At 72.4% G+C, this 15,238-nt stretch carries 15 protein-coding genes and 1 pseudogene; 11 read left to right on the plus strand and 5 right to left on the minus strand.

Going from position 1 to position 15,238, the window contains the following annotated elements; translation table 11 throughout:
- Positions 1–113 precede the first annotated feature (113 nt).
- From crcB (ACWGIS_RS17705) to ACWGIS_RS17725, 5 genes are all read left to right on the plus strand, one after another.
- On the plus strand, positions 114–623 hold the full coding sequence (crcB, locus tag ACWGIS_RS17705; RefSeq protein WP_453363347.1) for a fluoride efflux transporter CrcB: 510 nt from the start codon (positions 114–116) through the stop codon (positions 621–623).
- Positions 620–997 (plus strand): DUF190 domain-containing protein, encoded by a 378-nt coding sequence (locus tag ACWGIS_RS17710; RefSeq protein ID WP_453363348.1) that lies wholly within the window; start codon positions 620–622, stop codon positions 995–997. The genes crcB (ACWGIS_RS17705) and ACWGIS_RS17710 overlap by 4 nt, the downstream gene beginning before the upstream one ends.
- A 9-nt stretch (positions 998–1,006) precedes the next feature.
- A complete protein-coding gene (crcB, locus tag ACWGIS_RS17715) occupies positions 1,007–1,381 on the plus strand; it encodes a fluoride efflux transporter CrcB (protein ID WP_453363349.1) in 375 nt (124 codons plus the stop codon).
- Positions 1,382–1,471: 90 nt separating this feature from the next.
- Positions 1,472–2,302 carry an undecaprenyl-diphosphate phosphatase gene (locus tag ACWGIS_RS17720; RefSeq protein WP_453363350.1) on the plus strand — a complete coding sequence of 277 codons (831 nt, stop codon included), beginning with the start codon at positions 1,472–1,474 and terminating at the stop codon, positions 2,300–2,302.
- A 191-nt stretch (positions 2,303–2,493) separates the two neighbouring features.
- Positions 2,494–3,435, plus strand: a complete 942-nt coding sequence (locus ACWGIS_RS17725) for a glutaminase (RefSeq protein WP_453363351.1) — start codon at positions 2,494–2,496, stop codon at positions 3,433–3,435.
- Between the two features lie 190 nt (positions 3,436–3,625).
- Here the strand turns inward: ACWGIS_RS17725 and ACWGIS_RS17730 are convergent, their stop codons facing one another.
- From ACWGIS_RS17730 to ACWGIS_RS17740, 3 genes and pseudogenes are all read right to left on the minus strand, one after another.
- Positions 3,626–4,372 carry an SDR family oxidoreductase gene (locus tag ACWGIS_RS17730; protein ID WP_453363352.1) on the minus strand — a complete coding sequence of 249 codons (747 nt, stop codon included), beginning with the start codon at positions 4,370–4,372 and terminating at the stop codon, positions 3,626–3,628.
- A 69-nt stretch (positions 4,373–4,441) separates the two neighbouring features.
- Positions 4,442–5,512 (minus strand): aldo/keto reductase, encoded by a 1,071-nt coding sequence (locus ACWGIS_RS17735; protein ID WP_453363353.1) that lies wholly within the window; start codon positions 5,510–5,512, stop codon positions 4,442–4,444.
- 69 nt (positions 5,513–5,581) lie between these two features.
- Positions 5,582–5,843, minus strand: a pseudogene (locus ACWGIS_RS17740) (SDR family oxidoreductase).
- A gap of 319 nt (positions 5,844–6,162) precedes the next feature.
- Here ACWGIS_RS17740 and ACWGIS_RS17745 point away from each other — a divergent pair.
- On the plus strand, positions 6,163–6,726 hold the full coding sequence (locus ACWGIS_RS17745; protein WP_453363354.1) for a TetR/AcrR family transcriptional regulator: 564 nt from the start codon (positions 6,163–6,165) through the stop codon (positions 6,724–6,726).
- A 396-nt stretch (positions 6,727–7,122) separates the two neighbouring features.
- Here the strand turns inward: ACWGIS_RS17745 and ACWGIS_RS17750 are convergent, their stop codons facing one another.
- Entirely contained in the window at positions 7,123–8,331 is a 1,209-nt protein-coding gene (locus ACWGIS_RS17750) for a D-alanyl-D-alanine carboxypeptidase family protein (protein ID WP_453363355.1), read from the minus strand.
- A 90-nt stretch (positions 8,332–8,421) separates the two neighbouring features.
- Positions 8,422–9,561: a transcription termination factor Rho gene (gene rho / locus ACWGIS_RS17755; RefSeq protein ID WP_453363356.1), complete on the minus strand. Its 1,140-nt coding sequence runs from the start codon at positions 9,559–9,561 to the stop codon at positions 8,422–8,424.
- A gap of 761 nt (positions 9,562–10,322) precedes the next feature.
- Here rho and ACWGIS_RS17760 point away from each other — a divergent pair.
- From ACWGIS_RS17760 to ACWGIS_RS17780, 5 genes are all read left to right on the plus strand, one after another.
- Entirely contained in the window at positions 10,323–11,531 is a 1,209-nt protein-coding gene (locus ACWGIS_RS17760) for a cytochrome P450 family protein (protein WP_453363442.1), read from the plus strand.
- A 102-nt stretch (positions 11,532–11,633) separates the two neighbouring features.
- Positions 11,634–12,362 carry a nuclear transport factor 2 family protein gene (locus ACWGIS_RS17765; protein ID WP_453363357.1) on the plus strand — a complete coding sequence of 243 codons (729 nt, stop codon included), beginning with the start codon at positions 11,634–11,636 and terminating at the stop codon, positions 12,360–12,362.
- On the plus strand, positions 12,359–12,700 hold the full coding sequence (locus ACWGIS_RS17770) for a YciI family protein (RefSeq protein ID WP_453363358.1): 342 nt from the start codon (positions 12,359–12,361) through the stop codon (positions 12,698–12,700). The genes ACWGIS_RS17765 and ACWGIS_RS17770 overlap by 4 nt, the downstream gene beginning before the upstream one ends.
- The gene (locus ACWGIS_RS17775; protein WP_453363443.1) at positions 12,691–13,941 is read left to right on the plus strand and encodes an RNA polymerase sigma factor; all 1,251 of its coding nucleotides are present in this window, start codon (positions 12,691–12,693) and stop codon (positions 13,939–13,941) included. Before ACWGIS_RS17770 ends, ACWGIS_RS17775 begins: the two co-directional genes overlap by 10 nt.
- A 223-nt stretch (positions 13,942–14,164) precedes the next feature.
- Positions 14,165–14,902: a class I SAM-dependent methyltransferase gene (locus ACWGIS_RS17780; RefSeq protein WP_453363359.1), complete on the plus strand. Its 738-nt coding sequence runs from the start codon at positions 14,165–14,167 to the stop codon at positions 14,900–14,902.
- Positions 14,903–15,238 lie beyond the last annotated feature (336 nt).

Here is a 15,238-nt window from a genome sequence, read left to right on the forward strand (position 1 = left end):
GCGCGGCGGCCCCCGTGCGGCGCGGGTACCGCCGACGGGCTCCGCCCGGCCGGTGCGCACGCGTCCGGAGCGCGCGGCCAAGGACCTGCCGGGTCCCGGCGAGGAGGAGCCCCATGACAGTGCCGCACCCCGACCGGGTGGACGCACCCCCGGGTCCGGGCCTCCCCGGCTCCACCGGTCCGGACGCCACCCGGCCCGTGCCCGCACGCCGGCCCTCGCCGTGGCGCGGCCAGGCCCCGGTCGTGGCCGCGGTCGCCCTCGGCGGCGGCGTCGGCGCGACCGCCCGGTACGCGGTGTCGCTGCTGTGGCCCACCCGCACCGGTGGCTTCCCCTGGGCGACCTTCGGGGTGAACGTGGCCGGCTGCGCCGTGATCGGCGTCTTCATGGTGCTGATCACCGACGTGTGGGCGGCCCACCGGCTGGTGCGCCCCTTCTTCGGCACCGGCGTCCTCGGCGGCTTCACCACCTTCTCGACGTACGCCGTCGACATCCAGCGACTCGTCGACACCGGCCACGCCCGGACCGGGTTCGCCTACCTCACCGCGACCCTCTGTGCGGCGCTCGCGGCGGTGGGGCTCGCCGCGGCGGCGACGCGCCGTGTCCTGGAACGGAGGCGGGCATGACGAGGCTGACGGGCCGCGCGCTGCGGGTGACGATCCTCATCGGCGAGAACGACACCTGGCACCGCAGGCCGCTCTACTCGGAGATCGTGCACCGCGCCCGCGCCGCCGGGCTGGCGGGCGCGAGCGTCTTCCGGGGCATCGAGGGCTACGGCGCCTCTTCGCTGATCCACACCTCCCGGCTGCTCTCCCTCAGCGAGGACCTGCCCGTCGCGATCGTGATCGTGGACAGCGAGGACCGCGTCCGCGGCTTCCTGCCGCAGCTCGACGAACTCGTCGGTGAGGGTCTCGTGATCCTCGACGACTGCGAGGTCGTCCGGTACGCGGGCCGCGCGGGCGGAGCGGGTGAAACAGGCGAAACGGGCGGGGAAAGGTAAGAGGTCGTTGTGAACTGGGTGCTCGTCATCGCCGGCGCCGTCGTCGGTGCCCCGCTGCGTTATCTGACCGACCGGGCGGTGCAGTCGCGGCACGACAGCGTCTTCCCCTGGGGCACCTTCACGGTCAACGTCGTCGGGTGCCTCGTCCTCGGCCTGCTGACCGGCGCCGCCGCCGCGGGCGCCGCGACGTCGCACCTCCAACTGCTCCTCGGCACCGGTCTGTGCGGCGCGCTGACCACGTACTCGACCTTCTCGTACGAGACCCTGCGGCTGGCCGAGGGCGGGGCGCGCGGGTACGCGGCCGTCAACGTCGTCGCGAGCGTGGTGACCGGGCTGGGTGCCGCGTTCGCCGGTGTCGCCCTCGCCGAAGCGTGGTGGGCGTAGCCGCCGGCTCCGGTTCAGGGCCGAGGACGCTCACCTGCGTGTAGTAAGACTGGGGCCGCCGCACTCCGCCCCTGAGCAGAACTGGATCCCATGAGCGTCATCAGCGTCGGTCAGGCCGTCGTCCTCGGAGCCGTCGAGGGGGTGACCGAGTTCCTGCCCGTCTCCTCGACCGGCCACCTGAAGATCACCGAGGGGCTGATGGGCATTCCGGTCGACGACGACGCCGTCGTCGGGTTCTCGGCCGTCATCCAGGTCGGCGCGATCGCCGCCGTGCTCGTGTACTTCTTCAAGGACATCGTCCGGATCGTCTCCGCCTGGGGCCGGGGACTGCGCGACCCCGAACAGCGCCACTCGCACGACTACAAGTTCGCCTGGTGGGTCATCTGCGCGACCGTTCCCATCGTCGTCGTGGGCCTGGCCGCCAAGCCGCTCATCGAGGGGCCGCTCGCCTCGCTGTGGGTGGTCGCGGCCTCCCTGATCGCGGGCAGCGGCGTCATGTGGGTGGCGGACCGGAGGGGGCGGCACAAGCGCGGGGAGGACGACACCTCCTTCAAGGACGCGATGCTGGTCGGCAGCTCGCAGATCCTCGCCCTGCTCTTCCCCGGGTTCTCCCGCTCCGGCGCCACCATGTCGACCGCGCTCCTCCTCGACCTGGACCGGGTCGCGGCCACCCGGCTCTCCTTCTTCCTCGGCATCCCGGCGCTGACCGGCGCCGGCCTGTACGAGCTCAAGGACGCCCTGGGCACGGGGGTCGGGGCCGCCCCGCTCGTGGCCGGGACGGTCGTCTCCTTCGTGGTGGCGTACGGCTCCATCGCCTGGCTCCTGAAGTACGTCGCCAAGCACTCCTTCAACGCCTTCGTGATCTACCGGATCGCCGTGGGTCTGCTGCTGTTCGGCCTGCTGGGCGCGGGGGTGCTCTGAGTCCGGGACGGCGGCCCCGGAACCCCGCGAGGAGCCGGAGGGCGGCCGTACGCGTCTGTCGGGGCGAGCCGTAGAGCGCCGGTGCGGGGCTCAGGGGCTGCGCGGGGCTCAAACTCCGCGGGTCTACGGGTCTGCGGGTCTGCGGGTCTGCGCGCACGAGGGACGAGCCGGGAGGCCGGGCGCGCGGCACAATGGCGATCATGTCCGTGCCCTCGTCCTCCTTCACCTTCCTGCCGGTTCTGGAACGCATCGCCTCCGAGATCGCGCAGCGGCCCGGCCGGGGGCGGCCCGCCGACTACATCCCGGCGCTCGCCGCCTGCGATCCGCGCAGCTTCGGCATGGCCGTCGCGGAGCTGGACGGCACGGTGTACGGGGTGGGGGACTGGCGGCAGCCGTTCTCGACGCAGTCCATCACCAAGGTCTTCACGCTGGCGCTCGACCTGGCCCGCGAGGGCGACGAACTGTGGGAACACGTCGGCCGCGAGCCCTCCGGCAACCCCTTCAACTCCCTGGTGCAGCTGGAGTACGAGAACGGCATCCCGCGCAATCCGTTCATCAACGCGGGCGCGCTCGTCGTCACCGACCGGCTGCAGACCCGGACCGGTGACGCGGCGGGCGTGCTGCTGGAGTTCCTGCGCGCCGAGAGCGGCAACCGGGACGTCGGTTTCGACGCGGAGGTCGCCGCCTCCGAGGCAGCGAACGGGGACCGCAACGCGGCGCTCGGTCACTTCATGGCGTCCTACGGCAACATCGGCAACCCCGTGCCCGTGCTCCTGGAGCAGTACTTCCGGCAGTGCTCGGTCGAGGCGTCCTGCGCCGACCTCGCGCTGGCCACGGGTTTCCTCGCCAGGCACGGCGTCCGCGCCGACGGCTCCCGGCTGCTGAGCCGCAGCCAGGCCAAGCAGGTCAACGCGGTCATGCTGACCTGCGGCACGTACGACGCGGCGGGGGACTTCGCCTACCGTGTCGGGCTGCCCGGCAAGAGCGGTGTCGGCGGCGGCATCATCGCCGTCGTGCCCGGCCGCTGCACGCTGTGCGTGTGGAGCCCGGGACTGGACGAGCGGGGCAACTCGGTGGCCGGCGTCGCGGCCCTGGACCGGTTCACGACCCTGACGGGCCTGTCGGTCTTCTGACGGGTGCGAGCATCTTGACGCCGTCGCCGCCGAACTCGATGGCCGCCCACGCGAAACGCTCGGCTGGGAAGGCCCAGCCGAGCGCCTGCACGAACTGCTCGCGGCCTGATCGACACGACCACGTGTTGCGACGCCCCCTGGAACCGCCGTGGCAGCGGGCCTTACGCCCGTGGCGGGACGGCAGACGAGCTCAGAGCTGGGTCTCGCCGCCATCCACGGCCAGCTCGATGCCGGTGGTGTACGTGGCGTCGAAGGCGAGGAATGCGGCCGCCTTGGCGAATTCATCGACGGTGCCGTAGCGCTTCACGGGGTTGCTTGCGGTCCGCTCCGCCCTGAACTGGTCAGCGGCCTCTTTGGACAAGTTCATCGTTTCCAGAATCCCCGAGTCGATGGGACCCGGGCTGATCGCATTGACACGGATTCCCCGCGGAAGCAGCTCGCGGGAGAAGGTGCGGGCCATCGAGCGCAGCGCCGCCTTGCCAGCTGCGTAAACGCTGGTGTCCACCATGCCGATGACGTTCGCGATCGAGGTGGTGAGGACGACGCCGGCGTTCGCGCTCAGTAGCGGGGCGAGCTTCTGCACAGTGAAGAAGGCGCCCTTGACGTTGATCGCGAACAGCTCGTCGTACACGTCCTCGGTCGTCGACTCGAGGGGCGTGAGGGGGGAGATGCCGGCGTTGACGAACAGAGCCTCGATCGAGCCGAGCTCGCTCTGTACGCGGCCGACGAGCATATCCAGGTCGGACGGTGAGGCCACATCCGCCCGGACGGCCACGGCATTCTCGCCGAGCCGCTCGCGTGCCGCGTCCAACTTGGCCTGGGAACGGCCGGTGATCACCACGCGGGCTCCACCTTGCACCAGCAGCTCCGCCAGCGCGAGCCCCATGCCGCTGCTGCCACCCGTGATCACTACATTTTTGTCGCTGTACCTACCCATACCGAGCTTGCTCCGTTCCACGATTAAAGACATGTCGATGTATCTGGATGTCGCTGTTCATGCAGCGAATCAGCCGAGGGTTTCGATCTTCATGTCGCCCGTGGTGACCGTGCGGATGTGATCGCTGGCGAGCAGGCCGTGCGGATTGCCGAGGTCCATGGCGCTGACCTCATTGAGGCGGGCCAGCTGGGAAGAAGTGAGGTCGACCCGCAGGGCACCCAGGTTGTCCTCCAGCTGCGCGATGGTGCGGGCGCCCATGACGGGTGCCGTCACGCCCGGGGCGTTCAGGGTCCAGGCCAGTGCGACCTGGGCGGGTGTGCGGCCCAGCTCCGAGGCCACCTCCTTCACCGCATCGGCAATGGCGAGGTTGCGGTCGGTGACCCATCCCAGGGCGACGTTGAGGCTCTTGTGGTTGCCGGCGGTTTCGCCGGCAACGGAGCCCGCCTGGTTCTGGTCCTCCCGGCTGTACTTGCCGGTGAGCACCCCGCCGCCCAGCGGGGAGAAGGGGACCACGCCGAGTCCCATCTCGCGTGCCATCGGGATCAGGTCACGCTCCGCGGTGCGCTCGATCAGGCTGTACTCGGTCTCCAGTGCGACCAGTGGCGACCAGCCGCGCAGGTCGGCGATCGCCTGCATGCGCGACACCTGCCAGGCCGGGGCGCTGGAGATCGCCACGTACAGCACCTTGCCCTGCCTCACCAGGTCGTCCAGGCCCCGCAGGATCTCCTCCACCGGCGTCCTGAAATCCCACACGTTCACGTAGAGCAGATCGATGTAGTCGGTGTTCAGCTGCCGCAGGCTGGCTTCCACCGACGCCAGCATGCTCTTGCGGTGGGTACCACCGGAATTCGGGTCACCGGGCTGACGCAGCGTCGAGTACTTCGTCGCCAGCACCATCTTGTCGCGGTTGGTGCGGGCGAATTCGCCGAGCAGTCGCTCGGAACTGCCGTTGGTGTAGGTGCTGGCGGTGTCGAAGAAGTTGCCGCCGAGCTCGGTGTAGCGGTCGAAGAGCTTGCGCGCCTCGTCGCGCTCGGCGCCCCAGCCCCACTCGGTGCCGAAGGTCGCCGTGCCCAGCGCCAGCGGTGAGACCCGGAGTCCGGAACGGCCGAGCAGCCGATAAGTGTCGAGAGTGAGTGCCATCGTGTTCTCCTGTGAGGTGCGGTTCGTGGCGTTCGAGAGGTGCGGATCGGTGGTCGACCCGCCCGGGTTTCAGGCGCCGAACCCGTAGCCGCCCGCCACGGTGATGTCCTGGCCTGTGATGTAGCCGGCGGCGTCCGAGGCGAGGAAGGCGACTGCCTCCGCGACCTCCTGGCCGGATCCGAAGCGCTCGAAGGGGCTCTTCGAGCGCATGGCGTCCCGGCCGCTCCGGGCGCCCCAGCTTGTTGAGCAGAGGGGTGTCGGTGGCCCCGGGGCTCACGGCGTTGACGCGAATCCTGCGCGGGGCCAGTTCGAGCCCGAGCGAGGGCGGCATGGCCTCCAGCGCGCCGCGTGTGGCCGCCCCCACCGTGGCGCCAGGGTGCCGCGACGGGATCCCACGCCGACGGCCAGCACGATCGAGCCCCCGTCGTTCATGACGGGAAGGGCCTTTTGGAGGGCTCGGCCGTCGCTCTGCTGATCCCGGTCGTCCCCCCGGTGACGAGGGCTGTAGGCAAGGCGAACCTTCCGTCGCTGAAGCGATGGGTGAGACCACCCGTAACCGGGGAACTCCCCGTTTGCCTCACCGTACACTGAACCGGGGACATCCCCGAATCGTTTCCGAGCCTCGTCCGACACTCAAGATCGCGAAGGTCATGACACCTCCACGCAGCACCCTGCGCGCCGACGCGCAGCGCAACCGCGAGCAGCTGATCGCCACGGCCACCGAAGCCTTCGCATCCGGACGTGCGATGTCGCTGGACGCGATCGCCAAGCGCGCGGGAGTGGGGAATGCCACCCTGTACCGGCACTTCCCCACCCGAGAGGACCTGGTCGAAGAGGTCTACCGGGACCAGATCCGGCCCTTGCGTGAAGACGCGCGCACCCTGCTGGCCACCAAGCCGCCCGCGCAGGCCCTCCACGCGTGGATGCTCCGATTCGCCGACTGGGCCGGTGAACGACGCGGCATCTGCGAGGCCCTGGTTGCCATGAGCGCTTCCGGCCGCTTCGGCAGCGGACCGGTCTGCGACGAGGTCCAGCAGGTCCTGGCGATGGTGCTCGAGGCCGGCGCCACAGCAGGAGAACTGCGCGGCGACATCGACCCGGTCGAGGTGGGCGGCATCCTCGCCGGTGTGCTCTCCGTGGCCGGCGCACCCGAGCAGCGCCCCCAGCTGAACCGCATGCTGGACATCGTCGTCGACGGACTCAGGCCCCGCTGAGCGATACGCCGGCGGTTCGGCGAGGCGTCGGCCCGTGCCGGACGGCATGGCTGCGGGCGCGGCGGTCGTGGCGCCCCGGACCTTGGTGGACGGTGTCGGCGTCCATCTCGTCCGCCCGCGCCGCCGCTGGCTCGGCCGGCACCTCGGGCGGGACTGGGCCGTCGATCGCGATGAGGGGGAAGACGGGAGGCTTCGCGCCCCGGCGGGCGGGTCCGGTCGGCGCCGGTTCGCCGGCGAGCATCCATCCCCATGTCGTCAGCGGGATCCGGTAGATCCGTGCGGAGGATCGCCGGCACCGCCGATCGCTGTGCCATCGACCCTCGCGACCGCTCCGGTCCCGAGCCTCACTCTGCGCTGCATGTCCGTTCGCCGTGGCCATACGAGAACAGGGCCGGGTCAGCGGCGCGGGACGTGGGGTCTGCGGCGCAGGGTCAGGGCCATCGCCCCGGCGCCCACTACCGCCGCGCCGACGATCGCCGCCGTGTCCCACCAGCCGCCGTCGTCCGCCCCGCCGGGCGCCGGGGACGCCGCGGCGGGGCCGGCCTGCGCCGTCGCCGGGGCGGGCGGCGACGTGTCGCCGGTGGCCGGCGGTGACGAGGCGGCCGGGGTGGCGCGGGACGGCACGAGGGAGCCGACCGGGGTGACGCGGCCGGCCGCGGCGAAGCCCCAGTCGAGCAGGGAGCGGGTCTCCTCGTACACGGCGTGGGCGCCGCCCGCCCTCGGATTCATCACGGTGACGACGAGGGTGCGCCCGCCCCGGTGCGCCGCGGCCACGAGCGTGTTGCCCGCGTTGGTGGTGTAGCCGTTCTTCACCCCGATCAGTCCCGGGTACGGGGCGACCCCGTCCGCGCCCGTGAGCAGCCGGTTGGTGTTCTGGATGTCGTAGGACCAGTCCCCGGCGGGGAACTTCGCCCGCACGGTGGCGCAGTAGCGCGCGAAGTCCGGGTTGCGCAGCCCGGCCCGGCCGAACACCGCGAGGTCGTACGCCGACGAGACCTGGCCGGGCGCGTCGTAGCCGTCGGGGGAGACGACCCGGGTGTCGTGGGCGCCGAGGGCGCGGGCTCTGGCCTGCATCTGGGCCGCGGTCGACTGCCAGCCGCCGTTCATCGAGGCCAGCACGTGGACGGCGTCGTTGCCCGAGTTCAGGAAGACCCCGCGCCACAGGTCGGCGACGCGGTAGGTGTGTCCTTCGGTGACCCCGACCCGGCTGCTGCCGTCGCCGATCCCGGCCAGCTCCGCCCCCTTGACGGTGTGCTGGACACCGCCGGGCAGGACGGGCAGCACGGTGAGGGCGAAGAGCGTCTTGAGGGTGCTGGCGGGCGGCAGGGGCCGGTGCGCGTCGTGCCCGGCGAGCACCTCACCGGTGCGGGCGTCCGCGACCAGCCACGAGAGCGCGGAGACCTCGGGCAGGGCGGGCGCCCCGGCGCGGGGCAGGACCTGGGTCCCGGGGCGGTCCAGCGACGCCGGCTGCGAGGCCGCGGGTCTCGCCGCCCCCGGGTCCGTCCCGACGCGGGCGGCGGCGGAACCCGGCGCGAGGGCCGGCAGTCCGACCGCACAGACGACGGAGCACGCGATGGCGACGCGGGATGAGAATCCGATGGTCATATGATCAACGTAGGAATGTCGGCGCCGTCCGACGGGTCACCGGGCCGCGCCGGGCGGATGCAGCACCCGGATGCCGCACGCGGGCGGGCCTCAGGCGGAGGGCAGCGTCGGCTGGATCCGGCGCAGGAAGGCGGCGTTGTCGGGCGTGGCCCGCAGTCGCTCCAGGAGGGTTTCGAGGTTCGCCTGGCCGTCCCGGGTCCGCAGGGCGCGGCGCAGCCCTCGTACGGCTGCCAACTCGGGCCCGGAGAGCAGGAGTTCCTCACGCCGGGTACCGGACGGGACGATGTCCACCGCCGGGAACACGCGCCGGGAGGCGAGCGCGCTGTCGAGGCGCAGCTCCATGTTGCCGGTGCCCTTGAGCTCCTCGAAGAAGAAGTCGTCCGCCCGGGACCCGGTCTCGACCAGGGCCGTGGCGAGGATGGTGAGGGAGCCGCCCTCCTCGGCCAGGCGCGCGGCCCCGAAGAGCTGCTTGGGGCCCTGGAGCGCGGAGGCGTCGACGCCTCCGCTGAGGGTGCGGCCACCGGCGGCGGCCGCGTTGTTGTGCGCGCGGCACAGGCGGGTCAGGGAGTCCAGGAGTATGACGACGTCCTGGCCGGACTCGACGAGCCGCTTGGCCCGCTCGATGACGAGTTCCGCGAGCGCGATGTGCTCCCTCGGCGTCCGGTCGAAGGTCGAGGCGAAGACCTCGCCGCGTACCGAGCGCCGCATGTCGGTCACCTCCTCGGGCCGCTCGTCGAGCAGCACCACCATGAGGTGGCATTCGGGGTGGTTGCCCGCGACGGCCGCGGCGATCTGCTGGAGCAGCACTGTCTTGCCGGTCTTGGGCGGCGCGACGATCAGGCCGCGCTGCCCCTTGCCGACGGGCGCCACGAGGTCGACGACCCGTCCCGCGAGGGCGCTCGCCGGGTGTTCGAGGCGCAGCCGCTCGCGGGGGTGCAGCGGCGTGAGGTCGCGGAAGTGCGGTCGCCGGGACGCCTCTTGGGGCGTACGGCCGTTGATCAGCCGTACCTCGGTGAGGGCGCGGGATCCGCCGCGTACGCCCTCGACGGTGTCGCCCCTGCGCAGGCCGTGCCGGCGGATCAGCGCGGCGGGGACCTGGACGTCGGACGGTGTGGGCTCGCAGCTCGCCCGGCGCAGGTACCCCTGCCCGTTGTGCGCGATGTCGAGGACACCGGTGGCCTGGGCCGGGAGCTGCTTGTTCACCGGGGGGTGTTCGAGTGTGATGGTCATGCGGGGTCCTTTCCAGGACGGTGTCATGAGGTCATGAGGAAGGGGAGGGGGAGGGCCGGAGAGGCGGATTCGTGCACGCCTCGTGCGGCGGAAAGGCATCACCACGGGTGCGACGGACGGCCGGAGCGACGAAGGCGTCGGGGGCCGAACTCATGAGGTGGTGCCGGGAAGCCGGGGATCGCCGGTCCGTGGAGGACGGGTGCCGCGGCTGAATGAGAGGGAGTTCGCACCGGCGCCCCGAGCGGGGCGTACACAAGTGCTGATGGCAACGTACCACAGAAGGGGGTCGGAACGAAGAAGGGGCAGGAGGCGGGGCCAGGTGACGGCAAGTCCTTTCCGTCGTCCCTCTTGAGGCTTCCGCAGGTCAGGGTGGGTGTGGGGCTCGGCTCGAAGCCCGCCTCGCGCGATGTCACCGGTCCGGGAACGGGGCGCGGCACGGCCTCGCCGGGAGAGGTGGGCTGCGCGATGAAGGTTCGCGTGGTCGGGGTGGTGGGCGTGGTTCGCGTAATCATGTCGCCTGACCGCCTGACCGCCTGACCGCCTGACCCGCACAGCCCGTGCCAGGCCGTCGACGCCGTCGACGCCGTCGGGCGAGCGGGATTCGCGGAGAGGTTCCGGCCGGAGTCGGCCCCCGCGTGTTCTTCCTCCGCCGACCCGCTGCGCGTCGCGCGGCGAGGGGGCAGAATCGGCCCTCGCACGGTCCGACTCCGCGCGTCAGTCAGGAGATCTGGGTGGAGACCACGTCCGGCGTGCCGCACACCATGAACGCGGCCGGTGGCTGCCCGCACCCGGTCAACGCGCGCCTGCTGGCGCGGGGCGCCGTCGCGCCGGTCGTCCTGCCCGGCGGGGTCGAGGGGATGGCCGTGCTCGGGCACGAGGCGCTCAGGGATTTCCTGGCGCATCCCGATGTGGCCAAGAACGCCCGGCACTTCACGGCCCTGCGCGAAGGGCGGATAGCCGACGGCTGGCCGTTGATGACCTTCGCCACGGTCCCCGGCATGACGACCGCCGACGGTGAGGACCACCGACGGCTCCGGTCACTCGTCAGCGGGGCTTTCACTCCCCGCAGGGTCGAGGAACTGCGCCCGCGCATCGAGGAGTTGACCGAGCGGCTGCTGGACGACCTGGGACGGGCGGCCGCCGCGGAGGGCGGAGTCGCCGATCTGCGACGGCACTTCGCGCTGCCGCTGCCGATGGGGGTGATCGGTGAACTCCTGGGCGTCGACGCCGAGTTCCGGGACAGGCTGCACCACCTGTCCAGCCAGGTGGTGGCCACCGACATCGAACCGGAGGAGGCCGTCGCCGCGAACCGGGAACTGGTGGAGGTGCTGAGCGCCGTGGTGGCCGCGCGGGCCGAGCGCCCGGGGGACGACCTCACCAGCGCGCTGATCGCGGCCCGCGACGAGGACGGCGGCCGGCTGAGCGGGCAGGAACTCATCGGCACGCTCGTCCTGATGATCATCGCTGGGCACGAGACCACCCTGAACCTCGTCACCAACGCGGTGCGCGCGCTGTGCGGCCACCCGGACCAGCTGGAGACCGTCAGGCGGGGGGACGCGAGCTGGGCGGACGTCGTCGACGAGACCCTCCGCTGGGACGCGCCGGTCAGCTTCTTCCCGTTCCGCTATCCGGTGCGGGACCTGACCGTCGACGGCACGCTGATTCCCGCAGGCACCCCGGTCCTCGCCGGGTACTCGGCCGCCGGACGCGACCCCGCCGCGTTCGGGGAGGACGCGGACCGGTTCGACGTGACCCGCCCCCGCAGGCCCGGCTCCGTACGGAACCTCTCCCTGGGGCACGGGGCCCACTACTGCCTGGGCGCCCCGCTGGCCCGGATGGAGGCGACCATCGCCCTGGAGCGGCTGTTCACCCGCTTCCCGGATCTCGCCCTCGCCGTGCCGGAGGAGGAACTCGCGCGGCCCGCCAGCTTCGTCGGGAACAGCGTGCGCGCGCTGCCGGTGCGGATCTGAGCCTCACGCGCCCCTTCTGAGAATTGGTGCGAGAGAGGTGTCGATCCGGCGTCGGCCCGTTCGTCGGTGGGGTGTCAGGACCCGTGAACACCTGGAGGAACCATGAAGTACATGCTGCTGGTCTGCGGCGACGACACCGCCGACGCCTCCGGCATGGCACCCGTCGAGCCGTGGGTCGAGGAGCACGGAGCCCACCGCGGCGTCCGGCTCCACGGCCACCGGCTGCAGGCGCCCGCCGACGCGGTCACCGTACGGGTGCGGGACGGCGAAGTGCTGCGCACCGACGGGCCGTTCGCGGAGACCAAGGAGTACGTCGCCGGGTACGACATCCTCGACTGCGACAGCATGGAGGAGGCGGTGCGCGTGGCCGCCGGGCACCCCGTCGCGACCGTTGGCGCCCTGGAGGTGCGGGCGTTCTGGGAGGACGAGGACGCCGAGGGGGAGATCCGCCGGATCGACGCGGAACTCACCCACGCGGCCCGCGAACGGGACCTCGGCCGGGCGATGGCGTGCTACGCGCCCGACGTCGAGGTGTTCCACCCCATGAGCGGGCTGGAGGAGCGCGGTGTCGACGCCCTGCGCAAGGCCGAGGAGTGGTGGTTCTCGACGGTCGCCGGGCCCGTGGACCGGGAGGTCCTCGAATTCCGGGTCCGGGTCGACGAGAGCGTCGCGTTCAGCCACGCGCTGGTGCGCGTGCGGGCCGCGCGGACCACGGGCGAACCGCTGGACAGCGTGCTGCGGGTGACCACCGGCTACCGCGCCGCCGGGGACCGCTGGCAGATCGTCCACCAGCACTCCTCCGTGCCCTTCGAGGCAGGCGCCCGGCCGTGAGGTACGTACTGTTCGTCTGCGCCCCCGGCGACGGCGGGGAACCCGCTCCGCGGGAGAGCGCCGACGACCCGCGCCTCGCCTCGTACGTCGAGGACGGGCGCGGCCGTCAGGTGCTCAGGGGCGGTGCGCGGCTGAGGCCGCCCGCCGACGCCACCACGGTGCGCGTCAGGGACGGCGAGGTGCTGCTCTCCGACGGGCCGTTCGCCGAGTCCGCGCAGCACATCGCGGGCTTCGAGCTGATCGAGGCCGCCGACCTCGACGAGGCCGTCTCGCTCGCCGCGCGCCATCCCGTCGCCGCGCGCGGCGGCTCGGTGGAGGTGCGGCCGGTCTGGGAGTGAACGACGTCGAGGAGGCGGTCGCGACCGCCTTCCGCGAGGAATGGGGGCAGGTCGTCGCCACCCTGATCAGGGTGACCGGCGACTGGGACCTCGCCGAGGAGTGCGCGCAGGACGCCTTCGCGCAGGCGCTGGACCGGTGGCGGCGCGACGGGGTTCCGCGCCGCCCGGGCGCCTGGCTGACCACGACCGCCCGCCACCGTGCCCTGGACGTGCTGCGCCGGGAGGCGGTCGGGACACGGAAGCTGCGGGAGGTGGCGATGACCGTCCGGGACGAGGGACCCCGCGACCCCGACGAGGACGGCGGCGTGGAGGACGACCGGCTGCGGCTGATCTTCACCTGCTGCCATCCCGCGCTGCCCGTCGACGCCCGGGTGGCGCTGACGCTCCGTACGCTCGCCGGCCTGACCACGGCCGAGATCGCCCGCGCGTTCCTGGTCCCCGAGGCGACGATGGCCCAGCGCCTCGTCCGCGCCAAACGCAAGATCCGCAACGCCGGCATCCCGTACCGCGTACCGCCCGCGCACCTGCTGCCGGAACGCACCACGGGCGTCCTGGCGGTGGTCTACCTGCTCTTCAACGAGGGGTACGCCGCCACGTCCGGAACCGACCTGGTCCGCACCGACCTGTGCGCCGAGGCACTGCGCCTCGCCCGCGTCCTCGCCCGGCTGATGCCCGACGAACCCGAGGCCCTCGGCCTGCTGGCGCTGCTGCTCCTGCACGACTCACGGCGCGGTACCCGGGTCGACGCGACGGGCGCCCTGGTGACGCTGGAGGACCAGGACCGGGGGGCCTGGGACCGGGCGGCGATCGAGGAGGGGGCGGCGCTCGTCGAGACGGCGCTGCGCCGCGGGCGGCCGGGGCCCTACCAGATCCAGGCCGCCATCGCCGCCTGCCACACCACCGCGGCCACGGCGGGGGAGACGGACTGGGCCGACATCGCGGCCCTGTACGCGGAGCTGGCACGCCATGTCCCCTCCGCCGTGGTGCGGCTGAACCGGGCGGTGGCCGTGGGCATGGCCGACGGCCCCGGACAGGGCCTCGCCCTGGTGGCCGAACTGGAGGCGACGGGCGAACTCGACGGCTACCACCTGCTGCCCGCCACCCGCGCCGACCTGCTGCGCCGCATGGGGCGTACGGCGGAGGCGGCCCGGGCGTACGCCGAGGCCCTGGAACTGGTGGAGAACGCGGCCGAGCGGCGTTTCCTGGAGCGGCGGCTCGGGGAGTGCCGGCCCGTCGAGTGAGAGTCCGGCGGTGCGGCGGACCGACATCTCCACGACACGGAGAGGCGGAAAAGGGCTACAGGGGACGTGAGCTGCGGCAGGCGGGGAAGCCGACACGGCGACGTGACTGCTGGAGGCGGGGAAGGCGGGACGAGTAGGCGACGACACGGGCGAGGCGGGGAAGGCGTACGCCGAATTCCCGTCCGCGGTGTGGGCGGAGCGCGCGGGTCGTAAGCTGCACGCGATGTTCACTCCCGACGGTCCGACGCTGCGCGAACTGGCCGTTCAGGCCCTGTCCTCGGTCGAGCACGGCTACGACCTGCTCGCGCCGAAGTTCGACCGCACCCCGTTCCGCACGCCCGACGCGATCCTGGACTCCGTGGCGCGCGCCCTCGCCCCGCTCGGCCCCTTCGGCAGTGGACTCGACCTCTGCTGCGGCACCGGCGCCGGGGTAGGGGTACTGCGCGGACTGTGCCGACAGGGCGTGACCGGCGTCGACATCAGCGCGGGTATGCTGGCGGTCGCCCGGGAGCGGCACGCCGGCTCGTCGCGGACGACCTGGGTGCGGGGTGACGCGCGGGCGCTCCCGTTCGGACCGGTCTTCGATCTGGTCGTCAGTTTCGGGGCGTTCGGGCACTTCCTGCCCAGGGAGCTGCCGGGTCTCTTCGCGGGGGTCCACTCCGTGCTGCGGCCGGGCGGACGGTTCGCGTTCCCCGTCGCCGCCCCCGCCCCGCCGAGCTCGCCCTGGTACTGGGCGCTGCTCGGGTTCGACGCGGTGATGCGGGTGCGCAACGCCGTCCGGCGCCCGGCGTTCGTCATGTACTACCGGACCTTCCGGCTGGGCGAGGTGAGGCGGGAGCTGGAGCGGGCGGGCTTCGCGGTGGAGCTCCACGCCCTGCCCGAGTTCGGCCGCAGGCGGGACGGGAGCCCCCGCTGCCGGATGGTCGTGGCCACCAGGGCGCCCGTAACGACATCCGGTTGAGCCGCTTCTCCCCTGTGAACGCCGAGTTGGGCCGCAGGCGGGACGGCGGCAGCCCCCGCTGCCGGGTGGTCGTGGCCACCCGGGCGTCCGTGACGACGTCCGGTTGAGCCGCTTCCCCACCGTGAGCGCCGAGTCGGGCCGAGGCGGGACGTCGGCGGCCCCCGCTGCCGGTTGCTCGTAGCCACGCAGACCTCCGTGACGACGTCCTGCTGAGCGACTTCTCCACCACGAACGCCGTAGCTCAACTGTCACCTCAACTCCTCTCCCGAACAAGCGACTTCGCCGTCCGGGTCATCGACGTGCGCCCGGCCGGCCAAGTCAGTCCGTTTTCCGGAC

Source organism: Streptomyces sp. NPDC054842, from assembly GCF_053611025.1.

Coding starts and splice junctions, on each gene's coding strand:
- crcB (WP_453363347.1), top strand. CDS start 114: ATGACAGTGCCGCACCCCGACCGGGTGGACGCACCCCCGGGTCCGGGC.
- ACWGIS_RS17710 (WP_453363348.1), top strand. CDS start 620: ATGACGAGGCTGACGGGCCGCGCGCTGCGGGTGACGATCCTCATCGGC.
- ACWGIS_RS17720 (WP_453363350.1), top strand. CDS start 1,472: ATGAGCGTCATCAGCGTCGGTCAGGCCGTCGTCCTCGGAGCCGTCGAG.
- ACWGIS_RS17725 (WP_453363351.1), top strand. CDS start 2,494: ATGGCGATCATGTCCGTGCCCTCGTCCTCCTTCACCTTCCTGCCGGTT.
- ACWGIS_RS17730 (WP_453363352.1), bottom strand. CDS start 4,372: ATGGGTAGGTACAGCGACAAAAATGTAGTGATCACGGGTGGCAGCAGC.
- ACWGIS_RS17735 (WP_453363353.1), bottom strand. CDS start 5,512: ATGGCACTCACTCTCGACACTTATCGGCTGCTCGGCCGTTCCGGACTC.
- ACWGIS_RS17745 (WP_453363354.1), top strand. CDS start 6,163: ATGACACCTCCACGCAGCACCCTGCGCGCCGACGCGCAGCGCAACCGC.
- ACWGIS_RS17750 (WP_453363355.1), bottom strand. CDS start 8,331: ATGACCATCGGATTCTCATCCCGCGTCGCCATCGCGTGCTCCGTCGTC.
- rho (WP_453363356.1), bottom strand. CDS start 9,561: ATGACCATCACACTCGAACACCCCCCGGTGAACAAGCAGCTCCCGGCC.
- ACWGIS_RS17760 (WP_453363442.1), top strand. CDS start 10,323: ATGAACGCGGCCGGTGGCTGCCCGCACCCGGTCAACGCGCGCCTGCTG.
- ACWGIS_RS17765 (WP_453363357.1), top strand. CDS start 11,634: ATGAAGTACATGCTGCTGGTCTGCGGCGACGACACCGCCGACGCCTCC.
- ACWGIS_RS17780 (WP_453363359.1), top strand. CDS start 14,165: ATGTTCACTCCCGACGGTCCGACGCTGCGCGAACTGGCCGTTCAGGCC.